The sequence below is a fragment of the Bradyrhizobium sp. CSA112 genome (assembly GCF_029051645.1).
GTDB lineage: Bacteria > Pseudomonadota > Alphaproteobacteria > Rhizobiales > Xanthobacteraceae > Bradyrhizobium.
Map to the genome: position 1 here is coordinate 12,415 of NZ_JAACFS010000018.1, position 13,029 is coordinate 25,443.

General features: G+C 61.9%; 10 protein-coding genes. 6 read left to right on the forward strand and 4 right to left on the reverse strand.

Features of this window, described 5'->3' with window-relative positions:
- Window positions 1–144: 144 nt before the first annotated feature.
- The 4 genes from pimD to GWE18_RS25515 all read right to left on the reverse strand — a co-directional run bounded on the left by pimD (window position 145) and on the right by GWE18_RS25515 (window position 6,895).
- On the reverse strand, window positions 145–1,287 hold the full coding sequence (gene pimD / locus GWE18_RS25500) for a pimeloyl-CoA dehydrogenase small subunit (RefSeq protein ID WP_275188449.1): 1,143 nt from the start codon (window positions 1,285–1,287) through the stop codon (window positions 145–147).
- Between the two features lie 293 nt (window positions 1,288–1,580).
- Window positions 1,581–2,771 (reverse strand): pimeloyl-CoA dehydrogenase large subunit, encoded by a 1,191-nt coding sequence (pimC, locus tag GWE18_RS25505; RefSeq protein WP_275188450.1) that lies wholly within the window; start codon window positions 2,769–2,771, stop codon window positions 1,581–1,583.
- Between the two features lie 183 nt (window positions 2,772–2,954).
- The gene (pimA, locus tag GWE18_RS25510; RefSeq protein ID WP_275188451.1) at window positions 2,955–4,646 is read right to left on the reverse strand and encodes a dicarboxylate--CoA ligase PimA; all 1,692 of its coding nucleotides are present in this window, start codon (window positions 4,644–4,646) and stop codon (window positions 2,955–2,957) included.
- A gap of 152 nt (window positions 4,647–4,798) precedes the next feature.
- Window positions 4,799–6,895, reverse strand: a complete 2,097-nt coding sequence (locus tag GWE18_RS25515; RefSeq protein WP_275188452.1) for a 3-hydroxyacyl-CoA dehydrogenase NAD-binding domain-containing protein — start codon at window positions 6,893–6,895, stop codon at window positions 4,799–4,801.
- Window positions 6,896–7,059: 164 nt separating this feature from the next.
- On the opposite strand from GWE18_RS25515, the gene GWE18_RS25520 reads away from it, so the two are divergent.
- The 6 genes from GWE18_RS25520 (at window position 7,060) to GWE18_RS25545 (ending at window position 12,924) form a co-directional block, all read left to right on the forward strand.
- Window positions 7,060–7,923 (forward strand): IclR family transcriptional regulator, encoded by an 864-nt coding sequence (locus GWE18_RS25520; RefSeq protein WP_275188453.1) that lies wholly within the window; start codon window positions 7,060–7,062, stop codon window positions 7,921–7,923.
- Window positions 7,924–7,992: 69 nt separating this feature from the next.
- On the forward strand, window positions 7,993–8,790 hold the full coding sequence (locus tag GWE18_RS25525) for an ABC transporter ATP-binding protein (RefSeq protein ID WP_275188454.1): 798 nt from the start codon (window positions 7,993–7,995) through the stop codon (window positions 8,788–8,790).
- Window positions 8,787–9,500: an ABC transporter ATP-binding protein gene (locus GWE18_RS25530; protein WP_275188455.1), complete on the forward strand. Its 714-nt coding sequence runs from the start codon at window positions 8,787–8,789 to the stop codon at window positions 9,498–9,500. The genes GWE18_RS25525 and GWE18_RS25530 overlap by 4 nt, the downstream gene beginning before the upstream one ends.
- 11 nt (window positions 9,501–9,511) lie before the next feature.
- A complete protein-coding gene (locus GWE18_RS25535) occupies window positions 9,512–10,390 on the forward strand; it encodes a branched-chain amino acid ABC transporter permease (protein ID WP_275188456.1) in 879 nt (292 codons plus the stop codon).
- 2 nt (window positions 10,391–10,392) lie between these two features.
- Window positions 10,393–11,406 (forward strand): branched-chain amino acid ABC transporter permease, encoded by a 1,014-nt coding sequence (locus GWE18_RS25540; RefSeq protein WP_275188457.1) that lies wholly within the window; start codon window positions 10,393–10,395, stop codon window positions 11,404–11,406.
- A 288-nt stretch (window positions 11,407–11,694) separates the two neighbouring features.
- Window positions 11,695–12,924, forward strand: coding sequence for an ABC transporter substrate-binding protein (locus GWE18_RS25545; protein WP_275188458.1), 1,230 nt, complete (start codon window positions 11,695–11,697; stop codon window positions 12,922–12,924).
- The last annotated feature ends 105 nt before the right edge of the window (window positions 12,925–13,029 follow it).

The window sequence follows — 13,029 nt, forward strand, 5'->3', positions numbered from 1 at the left end:
ATTGCTTCGCTTCGCTCGCAATGACGGGGCAACATCTGCCCCGCAATAACAATGTGTAGCCCGGATGGAGCGAAGCGCAATCCGGGAGCGGCGTTGGAGTGGTCCCGGATTTCGCTTCGCTCCATCCAGGCTACGGCAGGATAACTACACCAGCCCGCCCGCGTCCGTGACGCGGCGGAGGTGGTAGTCGGTATCGCCAAAGGTGTTCTCGATCATGGTCAGCCGCTTGAAGTAGTGGCCGATCTTGGCTTCCTGGGTCATGCCGATGCCGCCGTGGAGCTGGATCGACTGCTGGCCGATGAACTTGCCTGATTTGCCGATCTGCACCTTGGCGGCGGCGACCGCGGTCGCGCGCTCCTTGGCACTGTCGAAATCGGCGGCCATGGTCGCGAACATCGACATGCTGCGGGCCTGTTCGAGCGCCACGAACATATCGGCGGCGCGGTGCTGCAGGGTCTGGAAGCTGCCGATCGGCACGCCAAACTGCTTGCGGGTCTTGAGATACTCGACGGTCGCCTTCAGCGATTCATCCATCGCGCCGACCGCTTCCGCGCACATCGCGGTGCGGGCTTCGTCCACCACGCGCTCGATCAGCGGCAGGCCGTTCTCGGGATCGCCGATCGCGGCATCTGCGCCGACCTCGACACCGGTGAACGTGATATCGGCGGCATGCAGGCCGTCCTGGGTCGGATAGCCCTTGCGGGTGACACCCTTGGCGTTCGCCGGCACGATGAACACGCCGATGCCGCTTCGGTCGCGCTGGCCGCCCTTGGTGCGTGCGGTCACGATCAGAGTGTCGGCGTTCTCGCCGTTGAGCACGACGAATTTCTCGCCGTCGATGACCCATACCGCGCCCTTCTTCTTGGCGGTGGCTGCGACATCGCCGAGATCGTAGCGCGAGTTCTTCTCGAGCTGCGCAAACGCAAAGGTCTTGCCGCCGTCGATGATGCCGGGAATGTGCTGGGCTTTCTGCTCGGCCGAGCCGCCGTGGCGCAGGAAGCCGCCGCCGATCACGACGGTGGCAAGATACGGCTCAAGCACCAGCGCCTTGCCGAGCGCCTCCATCACGATCATGGTCTCGACCGCGCCGGCGCCGAAGCCGCCATCGGCTTCCGCGAACGGCAGGCCCAAGAGGCCCTGCTCGGCGAGCTTGGCCCAGACGGCCTTGCTCCAGCCGCCCTTCTCTTTCTGATACTTCTTGCGCGCATCGAAATCGTAGGAGTCGGTCAACAGACCGTCGATGCTCTCCTTGAGAAGGCGCTGCTCCTCGGACAAATCAAAATCCATGTTCTTTTGCTCTCTCAAATCATGCCGGAGGCATGGAAATCGAACGAACCCGTAGGATGGGTAGAGCGAAGCGAAACCCATCGCACTGTTCGGACTTGCTGTGATGGGTATCGCTTCGCTCCACCCATCCTACGAACTGACTTTTCAACCTCGCCCCGCTTGCGGGGAGAGGTCGGATCGCATCGGAGATGCGATCCGGGTGAGGGGGTACAGGTCTCTCGACAATCATTGCTGGGAGAGAGGCCCCTCACCCCGCCCCTCTCCCCGCGAAGAGCGGTGAGAGGGAGAGGAAATCAAAGCCCCAGCACCGCCTTGGTGATGATGTTGCGCTGGATCTCGTTGGAGCCGCCGTAGATCGAGACCTTGCGGTTGTTGAAGTAGCTCGGCGCGATCTGGGCGGTCCAGTCCATGGTCTCGTTGGAACCGTCGTCGCCATGCACGTCGTAAGGCGCGGCGAACGGGCCGATCACTTCCATCAGGAGCTCGGTGGTGGTCTGCTGGATTTCCGAGCCCTTGATCTTCAGCACCGAGGACGCCGGGTTGGGCTTGCCCTTGCCGTGCTTGCCTTCGTCGGCGACGACGCGGAGCTGGGTGAGCTCGAGCGCCTTCAGTTCGATCTCGCAGGCGGCGAGCTTCTCGCGGAAACCCTGGTCCTCGATCACGGGCTTGCCGTTCTGTTCGACCTTGGAGGCGAGGTCCTTGATGCGGCGCAGCCGCTCCTTGGAGACGCCGACGCGGGCGATGCCGGTGCGCTCGTTGCCGAGCAGGAATTTAGCGTAATCCCAGCCCTTGTTCTCCTCGCCGATCAGATTCTCGACCGGCACCTCGACATCGTCGAAGAACACTTCGTTGACCTCGTGGCCGCCGTCGATGGTCTCGATCGGACGCACGGTGACGCCCTTCGACTTCATGCTGAAGACGATAAAGGAGATGCCCATCTGCTTCTTCGCAGTCGTGTCGGTGCGGCACAGGCAGAAGATCATGTCGGCGTGCTGGGCCAGCGTGGTCCAGGTCTTCTGGCCGTTGATGATGTACTTGTCGCCCTTGCGCTCGGCTTTGGTTTTCAGCGAGGCGAGGTCCGATCCAGAGCCGGGCTCCGAAAAGCCCTGGCACCACCAGTCGTCGACATTGGCGATGCGCGGCAGGTACTGCTGCTTCTGCTTCTCGTTGCCGAAGGTGTAGATGACCGGGCCGACCATGCTGACGCCGAAGGCGAGCGGCGCCGGCGCCGGATGCATCTGCAGCTCTTCGTTGAAGATGTAGTGCTGCACCGAGGTCCACCCGGTGCCGCCATATTCCTTCGGCCAGTGCGAGACGCCCCAGCCCTTCTTGTTGAGGATGCGCCACCAGGCGACCATCTCGTCCTTGGAGAGATGACGGCCCTCGACCATCTTGCGCCGCGTTTCCGGCGGCACGTTGTCCCGGAAGAAGGCTCTTACCTCCTCACGAAACGCGATTTCTTCCTTGCTGAAAGCGAGATCCATCGGATCCTCCTGTGAGCGAATGAATTACATTCGTAGTAACGCGAACTCTCTTTTCCGTCGTCCCTGCGAACGCAGGGACCCATATCCACCGTCGCTAGTGTTGCAAAAGCCGTCTCCCCAACTGCCTCAAACCAAGGCCGCGGCGTATGGGTCCCGGCTCAAGGCCGGGACGACGGCGGAGTGCTAAGAACGACCTCCTGATACGACTTGTTGTTTTGATGAAGTGCCCTGCGAAGGCTGTTGCTGCATCCGCAGTTCGTGGCGCGACAATTTTCCGACCGGTGTGCGCGGCAGCTCGTCGACGAAATCCACCGCAGCGGGCAGTTCATGCTTGCCGATCTTGCCGGTGAGGAACGCGCGCAACTCATCGAGCGTGAACGGCTTTGCGCCGCTGCGCAGCTTGATGAACGCCTTTGCGGCCTCGCCGCGGTAATCGTCCGGGATGCCGATCACGATCACTTCCTGCACGGAAGGGTGCGTATAGATCGCCTGCTCGATCATCTGCGGATAGACGTTGAAGCCGCCGGAGATGATCATGTCCTTCTTGCGGTCGACCAGATAGAAATAGCCGTCGGCATCCATGTAGCCGATATCGCCGGTGAGGAAACGGTCGCCGACAAAGGCTTCGGCGGTTTCCTTCGGCCGGTTCCAGTAGCCCTTGGTGACGTTCGGGCCGCGGATGCGGATTTCGCCGACTTCGCCCACCGGCATCAGCCTGGTCGGGTCTTCCAGCGACACCACGTCCATCTCGATGCCGGGCAGCATCAGGCCGATCGAGCCGGGCTTGTCCGGCCCTTCCTTGGGGTGTCCGGTGCCGGGCGAGCAGGTCTCGGTCATACCCCAGCCGCTCTTCAGCTTCATGCCGACCTTGCGCTCGAAGATTTTGGCGACCTCGACCGGCAGCGGCGCGCCGCCGGAGCCGCAGGACACCAGCGACGACAGGTCGCGCTTGTCGAGATCGGGCAGCGCTGCGATCGCGATCCACATTGTCGGCACGCCCGGAAAGACGGTCGCGCGCTTGACCTCGATGTCGCGCATCACGGCCTCGACGTCGAACCGCTGGTGTAGCGAGATCAGATGGCCGCGCCGGATTGCGGAGAGCAGCACCACCGTCAGCGCGTAGATATGAAACAGCGGCAACACGCAGATCACGCGTTCGATCGCGTTGCGCTCGGCGCGCGCCGGCCTGCCCCAGACGTCGTAGACCGACACCGCCGAGGTCAGGTTGCCGTGGCTCAGCATCGCGCCCTTCGGCAGGCCGGTGGTGCCGCCAGTATATTGCAATAGAGCGACATCGTCGGTCGAGATTGCAGGCCACTGCGCCGGCCTGGTCGCGCCATCCGTGAATTGCCTGTAGGTGACGATGGCAGGATTATCCGGCAGCGCCGCTTGCTGTGTGCCGACCTTGCCCCAATGATCGTCCTCGCAAACGATCAGGCGATCGAGCAGGCCGCGAGCGAGGAATTTCAGCGCGGTCGGCAACAGCCCCGACAGATTGCTGGTGACCAGCACGCGCGCCCCGGAGTCCGAAAGCTTGTGCGACAGCGCGATCTCGCCGTCGAGCGGCGACAGGTGCACGATTCGGGCGCCGGCCTTCAGCGCGCCGAAGAAATTGACGGGATGATCCGGCGAATTGCCGAGGAACAGCGCGACCGAACTGTTCTTGCCGTAGCCGGCGCGCAGGAAGGCGCTGGCTGCCTTCTCGACCATCGCTTCGAGTTCGCTGTAGCTGATCGGCCGGTCGCGGAATTCGATGGCCGGGCGCGAGGCGAATTCGGCGGCAGCGTCCGACAACAGGTCCGGCAGCGTGCCGCGCGCGATCGGTTCGTCCCAGCGGACGCCTTGCGGATAGAACTGTTCGCCGGGATGGGTCATGGCTCTCTAGCTAGAAGATAGGTCGTCATTCCGGGATGGCCCGAAGGGCCAGGCCCCGAATCCATTGGGCCACATCCTCCGTGGTGAAATGGATTCCGGGCTCGACGCTGACGCGTCGCCCCGGAATGACGTGTGGCGAGAGCAATGACCCATCAAGCCGCTTTCGACTGCTGGGCCAGCGACGCAAAAGTCTTGCCCTCCGCGGCGAGGCGCTTGAGCAGCGGCGCCGGCTCGAGCGAGGGATCGTTGGTCTCCTTGGCGTAGTACGACAGCCGGTCGGCGATGTGCTTGAGACCGACCTGGTCGGCATAGAACATCGGCCCGCCGCGATAGATCGGCCAGCCATAGCCATAGAGCCAGATCACGTCGATATCGCTCGGACGCGCCGCGATACCCTCCTCGAGGATCCGCGCACCCTCGTTGATCATCGGGTACATCATGCGCTCGAGGATTTCGTCGTCGCTGACGACGCGCTTCTTGCGGCCAAGACGCTGCAACGTCTCGTCGATCAGCTTCTCGACCTCAGGATCGGGCAGCGGGGCGCGTGAGCCGCCTTCATACTTGTAGTAGCCCTTGCCGGTCTTCTGGCCGAAGCGTCCGGCCTCGCACAGCGCGTCGGCGATTTCCGACTTGATGCCGCGGTCTTTTCGCGAACGCCAGCCGATATCGAGGCCGGCGAGATCGCTCATCGCGAACGGGCCCATCGGCATGCCGAACTTCGTCACGACAGCGTCGACCTGCTGCGGCAACGCACCTTCGAACAACAGCTTTTCCGACTGCTTGCCGCGCTGCGCCAGCATGCGGTTGCCGACAAAGCCGTCGCAGACGCCGACCACGGCCGGCACCTTTGCGATTTTGCGGGCGATGGAAACGGCCGTCGTCAACGCATCCGGCGCGGTCTTGTCGGCGCGAACGATCTCGCACAGCTTCATCACGTTGGCCGGCGAGAAGAAGTGCATGCCGAGCACGTCTTGCGGACGCTTCGTCACCTTCGCGATCTCGTCGATATTGAGGTACGAGGTGTTGCTGGCGAGCACGGCGCCCGGCTTGGCGTATTTGTCGAGCGCTTCGAACACCTCTTTCTTGACCGCCATGGTTTCAAACACGGCTTCGATCACAAGGTCAGCGTCCCTGACGTGCTCGAGGCCGACCTTGCCGTCGATCAGGCCCATGCGCTTGGCCGGGGCATCCGCCGGAATGCCGCCGCGCGCCGCGGTCGCCTCGTAATTCTTCTGCATCACGCCCATGCCGCGCTTGAGCTGCTCTTCGCCGGTCTCGATCAGCGTCACCGGAATACCGGCATTGGCGAACGACATCGCAATGCCGCCGCCCATGGTGCCGGCGCCGATGATGGCGACGCGATCGACCTTGCGCGGCTTGGTTCCCTCGGGCACGCCGGCGATCTTCGCGGCTTCGCGCTCCGAGAAGAAGGCATAACGCTGTGCCTTGGACTGGTCGCTGGCGACGAGCTTGAGGAAACCTTCGCGCTCTTTCTTCAGCCCTTCATCGAACGGCAACTCGATCGCGGCGCGCACGGCGTCGGCAGCCGCGAACGGCGCTTCCAGCCCGCGTGCTTTCTTGGTGAGCGCGGCGACCGCATTGGTGAAGATCGAGATGTCGGCCTTGGCGGCCGCGAGCTTGGAATCGTCATCGCGCAACTTGCGCAATGGGCGCTTCTCCGCCAGCACCTTGAGCGCGAATGCTTCGCCGCCCGTCGCCCGGCCCTCGACGATCTCCTCGATCAGGCCGTTCTTGAGTGCGTCCGCCGCGCTGATCGGATCGCCACTGACGATCATCTTGACCGCGAGCTCTGGGCCGACCGCGCGCGGCAGGCGCTGGGTGCCGCCGGCGCCCGGCAGAAGTCCGAGCTTCACTTCGGGCAGCCCGAGCCTGGCGTCCTTGGTTGCAACGCGATAGTGGCATGCCAGAGCAACTTCGAGGCCGCCGCCGAGCGCGGTGCCGTGAATGGCGGCAACGATCGGCTTCGGCGATTTCTCCATGAGCTCCAGCACTTCGGCGAGACCGGGGGGCTTCGGCGGCTTGCCGAATTCGGTGATATCGGCGCCGGCGATGAAGGTGCGGCCGTCGCAGGTCAGCACGATGGCCTTTACTTCGGCATCGGCGATCGCGCTCTTCATGCATTCGAAGATGCCGCCGCGAACGGCAGCGCTCAGCGCGTTGACCGGAGGACTGTCGACCGTGACGATGGCGATGATGTCATGACGCTCGAGTTTTACCACTTCGCTCACGGGACTCTCCCTGGATCGTTTGTTCTTGGATGCCGCTCAACTTGCGTTGAGTAGCTACGGCTATTTCACCAATTTCGCACTGCGAAATTTAATTCCACACCTTGACAGCGAGGGTTATTTTGAAGCACGTCCCTTGTCAACGAGCTCATCAGCAGTAGCGGGTAATGAAACGTCCAGGGAAGAAAGTGGCGACTGATCGCAGCTTCGTCGTCGCGCTTTCCCGCGGACTTGATGTGTTGCGCGCATTTCATCCCAACGACGGGCTTCTCGGCAATCAAGAACTCGCCGCCCGCACCAATTTGCCGAAGCCGACCATTTCCCGGCTGACCTACACCCTGACCAAGCTGGGCTATCTTACACCCGTTCCGCGCTTCGAGAAGTATCAGCTCGCGCCATCAGCCATGGCGCTGGGGTATGCCGCGCTGGCCAACCTCGGCGTTCGGCATTTGTCCGAACCGTACCGTGAAGAACTGATGCGCGAGACCGGCGGCGCCGTTGCCGTCGGCGGACGCGATCGTCACAGCATGATTTATTTCGGGCAGAGCCGTGCCGGGCTGCTCGGCGTGCAGCTCGACGTCGGTTCGCGGGTGCCGATCGCGACCACCGCGATGGGTCGCGCCTATATCTGGGCGCTGCCCGACGATGAGCGTGCCTCCTTGTTGCGCGAACTGCGCGACCACTACGGCAATCGCTGGCCCAAAATGCGTGACGGCATCGAGCGCGCGGGCGAAATGCTCGCGCGTCACGGATTCACCATCTCTGCCGGCGAATGGCAGGACGATGTGCACGCCGTAGGTGTGCCGCTGAAGCTCAGCGACGGAACCGGACCGTATGCCTTCAATTGCGGCGCGCCTGCTTTCCGTTTCACGGAAGATCGCTTGATCAACGATATTGGACCGCGCCTTGTGACGATGGTAAGGAACATCGAGGCAGCGTTGGGCGGCGCGGCCCCGCAATCCAAAAAAACAGAGAACAAGAAGTTGAAAGCAGGAGGAAAAGTTGCACGTGTATCCGAGGGGATCAGATAGCTTTCATCACGGCTGGCGAAAATCTTCGCGTGGTCATTGCCGCTCCGCAATCAGCGCGGGCGCGACGAGATGACTAAGGCCCAGCTCGCGCAGGGAAGCTCTCCCCTGCTCGCGGTTCGCGACGTCAGCGTCGTGTTCGGCGGCATCATCGCGTTAAACGGCGTGTCCTTTGACATGCATAAGGGCGCAATCCTCGGCCTGATCGGACCGAACGGTGCCGGCAAGACGACGCTGTTCAATTGCCTCTCCCGGCTCTATCAGCCGAGCTCCGGCGATATCCTGATGGAAGGCGCGAGCATCCTGACGCGTCCGCCGCACCGGATCGCCGAGATCGGCATCGGCCGCACCTTCCAGAACGTCGCACTGTTTCCAAATCTCTCCGTGCTCGACAACGTTCGCGTCGGCACCCATTGCCGTTCCAACAGCGACATCATCAGCGACTCCTTGCGGCTGGGCTGGGTGCGCCGTGGCGAGGCCGAACTCAACAAGCACGTCCACGAGATCGTTACCTATCTCGGCCTCGATGACGTCGCCCACACCATCGTGTCCGGCCTGCCGTTCGGTACCCAAAAACGTGTCGAGCTGGCGCGCGCACTGGCCGCGGATCCCAAGATCCTGCTGCTCGACGAACCCGCCGGCGGTCTCAATCACGAAGAAGTCCACGTGCTTGGCGATCTGATCAAGCGCATTCGCGACGAGCGTCACGTGACGGTGCTGCTGGTCGAACATCACATGGGTCTGGTGATGTCGATCGCCGACCACGTCGTCGCACTTAACTTCGGCCGCAAGCTCGCCGAAGGAACGCCGGCCCAGGTCCAGGCCGACCCGGATGTCATCAAAGCCTATCTGGGGAGCAAGGACCAATGACCGCGATGCTCAACGTCAAGGATCTCCGCGCCTATTACGGCCAGGTCCAGGCGCTTCACGGCTTAAGCTTCTCCCTCAACGAGGGCTCGCTGACCACCCTGCTCGGCGCCAACGGCGCCGGCAAGACCACCACTTTGCGGGCGATCTGCAACATGGTGCGTTCGACCGGCGCTATCGAGTTCGAGGGCAAGCCGCTCTCCGGCCAGTCGACCGAAAACGTCGTCCGTCTCGGCATTGCGCATGTGCCGCAGGGCCGCGGCACCTTCACCACCATGACGGTGGAAGAAAACCTGCAGCTCGGCGCCATCACCCGCAATGACAAGAAGGGCGTGGTCGCCGACATCGAGCGCATGTACGAGCACTTCCCGGTGCTCAAGGAACGGCACACCCAGCAGGCCGGCACGCTGTCGGGCGGCGAGCAGCAGATGCTCGCGGTTGCGCGTGCGCTGATGCTGCGTCCGCGGCTGATGCTGCTGGACGAGCCGTCGTTCGGCCTGGCGCCGCTGATCGTGCGCGAGCTGTTCAATATCCTCGGCAAGATCAACCGCCAGGACAAGGTCACTATTCTGGTGGTGGAGCAGAACGCGCAACTCGCGCTGGAGCTCGCGGACAAGGCCTACGTTATTGAAACCGGACGTATCGTGATGTCGGGAAGCGCTGCCGAAATCGCGAACAACGAAGACGTCCGTAAATCCTATCTCGGTTATTGAGGAGCGCAGCCGTGGAACTTTTTATCAACCAGGTCCTGGCTGGCATTGCCACAGGTGCGATCTATGCCTGCATGGCGCTCGCCGTTGTGATGATCTACCAGGCGATCGACCATCTCAATTTCGCTCAGGGCGAAATGGCGATGTTCTCGACATTCATCGCCTGGCAGCTGATGCAATGGGGGGTGCCGTATTGGTGGGCCTTCCTTCTCACGCTGGCGTTCTCGTTCGCAGGCGGCATCGCCATCGAGCGTATGTTGTTCAAGCCGCTCGCCAAGGCGCCGATCCTGACGAATGTCGCCGGTTTCATCGCATTGTTTGCGATCGTCAACAGCGTCGCCGGACTGACCTGGGACTTCACGATCAAGCAGTTTCCGACGCCGTTCGGATCCTCGCCCTTTCTCGGCAGTCAGTTGATCTCGACCCATCAGGCCGGCATGATCGGCGTGACGGTCGGACTGTTGATCCTGCTCTATCTGTTCTTTCAGTTCACCCGGATCGGCCTTGCGATGCGCGCGGCCGCGTCGTTGCCGGAATCGGCACGGCTGGTCGGCATCAACACGAGCTGGATGATCGCGCTTGGCTGGGGCATGGCGTCCGCGATCGGCGCGATCGCCGGCATCCTGATCGCACCTGTCGTATTCCTGGAGCCCAACATGATGGGCGGCGTGCTGATCTACGGGTTTGCCGCGGCCGTCCTCGGCGGCCTGACCAGCCCGCTCGGAGCGGTGGTTGGGGGCTTTCTGGTCGGCGTGTTCGAGAATCTCGCCGGGACCTATATCCCCGGCGTCGGCAATGAACTGAAATTGCCGATCGCGCTGGCGCTTATCATCACCGTATTGGTTCTCAAGCCGGCGGGCCTGTTTGGCCGGCCCATCGTGAAGCGAGTTTGATCATGAGCGCAGTTGAGGAAGTCACAAGCGAAGCACCGGCGGTCGAGGCAGTTCCAAAGCGAGCCATGACGCTGGGCTACGGCACCTCGCTCGTGGTGCTGGGGTTGCTGATCATCGCACCGATGTTCTTGAAGAATTTCTTCGTCTTCCAGATGACGATGTTGCTGATCTACGCGCTGGCGGTGCTGGCACTGAACATCCTGACCGGTGGCAGCGGCCAGTTTTCGTTGGGCCAAAGCGCCTTCTACGCGGTCGGAGCCTACACCTCCGCCATTCTGATGGAGCATATGGGCGTGAACTACGCCCTGACATTGCCCATTGCCGGCATTATCTGCTTTGGCTTCGGGTTCTTGTTCGGCCAGCCAGCGCTGCGCTTGAGCGGCATCTATCTGGCGCTGGCGACCTTTGCGCTGGCGGTGGCAATGCCGCAATTGCTGAAGCTCGGCTTCTTCGAGCACTGGACCGGTGGCGTGCAGGGGCTGGTCGTGACCAAGCCTGATGCGCCGTTTGGCCTGCCGATATCCCAGGACAGGTGGCTGTATTATTTCACGCTCGTGATCGCGATCGGGATCTATGTCGCTTCGGTCAACCTGCTGCGTTCCCGTTCGGGCCGCGCCTTCATGGCGATTCGCGACAACGAGATCGCGGCGTCTGCGATGGGCGTCGACGTCGCGCTGTACAAGACGCTGGCGTTCGGCGTCTCGGCCGGAATCACCGGCGTTGCCGGCGGTCTCGGCGCCATCGCGGTGCAGTTCGTGGCACCGGACGGTTACACCATCACGCTCGCAATCTCGCTGTTCCTCGGCATGGTCGTCGGCGGCGTCGGCTGGCTGCCGGGATCGATCGTCGGTTCCGCCTTCATCATCTTCGTGCCGAATATCGCGGAGCACATCTCGAAGGGCCTCTCCGGCGCGGTGTTCGGCGTGCTTCTGTTCCTCGTCATCTTCCTCGTGCCGCACGGCGCAAGGCAGGTCGCGATTGTTGCCCAGCAACTGATCGGCAAACTGAAGAAGTAGTCTCAGCCACAGACTTCGCGCCGATCGAGCAACTTCAGATGATGCGCTTCAAGGGTGAGAGACGGGATATGTTCGGTGAAGTCATCAGCGGCGAATTCAGCCGTTAACCAATATTCCGCCGGACGGTAGTTTCCCGGAGGATCAGACTAAATATCGCCTCCCGCGACCCGTCGCGGGGGGCTTTTTGTTGCTGGACGCGACTGAAAGGTATTCAATATCCCCAAAGAGCCGCCAAGCGCTCCAATCAAAAGAAGATGACACATCCATCGTGATCCTAGGGAGATCAAAATGTCCGTTCTCAACTTGCGACTGGGAGCCTTTGCGGCTGCCCTCGCATTGCTTCCCGCGACCAGCAGCGGCGCGCTTGCGCAGAAGAAATACGACACCGGCGCCTCCGACACTGAAATCAAGATCGGCAACATCATGCCCTACAGCGGACCGGCTTCCGCTTACGGCGTGATCGGAAAAACCGAAGAGGCCTATTTCAGGAAGATCAACGCCGAGGGCGGCATCAACGGCCGCAAGATCAACTTCATCAGCTATGACGACGCCTACAGCCCCCCGAAGACCGTGGAGCAGGCGCGCAAGCTGGTGGAGAGTGACGAGGTGCTGCTCGTCTTCAATTCGCTGGGCACCCCGCCGAACACCGCGATCCAGAAATACCTCAACACCAAGAAGGTGCCGCAACTGTTCGTCGCGACCGGCGCCACCAAGTGGAACGACCCGAAGGAATTCCCTTGGACCATGGGCTGGCAGCCTAACTACCAGAGCGAGTCGGCGATCTATGCGAAGTACATTCTGAAGAACCATCCGAACGCCAAGGTCGGTATCCTCTATCAGAACGATGATTACGGTAAGGACTATCTGAAAGGCTTCAAGGACGGACTTGGCGCCAAGGCCGCATCAATGATCGTCCTGGAGGAGAGCTACGAAGTCTCCCAACCGACGATCGACTCCCACATCGTCAAGCTTAAGTCATCAGGCGCCGACGTCTTCTTCAACATCACCACGCCAAAATTCGCGGCGCAGGCGATCAAGAAGAACTCCGAGATCGGCTGGAAGCCGCTGCATTTCCTCAACAACGTCTCGGCCTCGATCGGCAGCGTGATGAAGCCGGCCGGGTTCGAGAATGGCCAGGACATCATCTCGTCGCAATACTTCAAGGATCCAACCGACGCGCAATGGAAGAACGATGCCGCGATGAAGGCATGGAACGAGTTCCTGGATAAGTATTATCCGGAAGCCAACCGGGCCGATGCATCGGTGATGTACGCCTATATCGTCTCTCAAGGCTTGGTGCACGTGCTAAAATCCTGCGGTGACGACCTGACCCGCGCAAACGTCATGAAGCAGGCGGCCAGCATCAAGGACCTCGAACTCAGCGGCCTGCTACCCGGGGTCAAGGTCAACACGTCGGCGACCGATTTTGCTCCGCTCTCGCAATTGCAACTGATAAGGTTCAAGGGCGAGAACTGGGAACGCTTCGGCGAGATTCTCTCGGGTGACGTCGGCGGCTAACCACGCTGCGAGCCCTGCTGAAGATGCAGCCCCTGCGGCTTTTACCGCAGGGGCTTTTTGTTTGTGAGGCTTCCGGCAAGATGCTAGTCACGACGCTGTCAAAAG

Bases quoted from the DNA above. Each gene is read 5' to 3' on its own strand.
- GWE18_RS25520 (WP_275188453.1), top strand. From the start codon at position 7,060: ATGAAACGTCCAGGGAAGAAAGTGGCGACTGATCGCAGCTTCGTCGTC.
- pimC (WP_275188450.1), bottom strand. From the start codon at position 2,771: ATGGATCTCGCTTTCAGCAAGGAAGAAATCGCGTTTCGTGAGGAGGTA.
- pimA (WP_275188451.1), bottom strand. From the start codon at position 4,646: ATGACCCATCCCGGCGAACAGTTCTATCCGCAAGGCGTCCGCTGGGAC.
- GWE18_RS25540 (WP_275188457.1), top strand. From the start codon at position 10,393: ATGAGCGCAGTTGAGGAAGTCACAAGCGAAGCACCGGCGGTCGAGGCA.
- pimD (WP_275188449.1), bottom strand. From the start codon at position 1,287: ATGGATTTTGATTTGTCCGAGGAGCAGCGCCTTCTCAAGGAGAGCATC.
- GWE18_RS25530 (WP_275188455.1), top strand. From the start codon at position 8,787: ATGACCGCGATGCTCAACGTCAAGGATCTCCGCGCCTATTACGGCCAG.
- GWE18_RS25525 (WP_275188454.1), top strand. From the start codon at position 7,993: ATGACTAAGGCCCAGCTCGCGCAGGGAAGCTCTCCCCTGCTCGCGGTT.
- GWE18_RS25545 (WP_275188458.1), top strand. From the start codon at position 11,695: ATGTCCGTTCTCAACTTGCGACTGGGAGCCTTTGCGGCTGCCCTCGCA.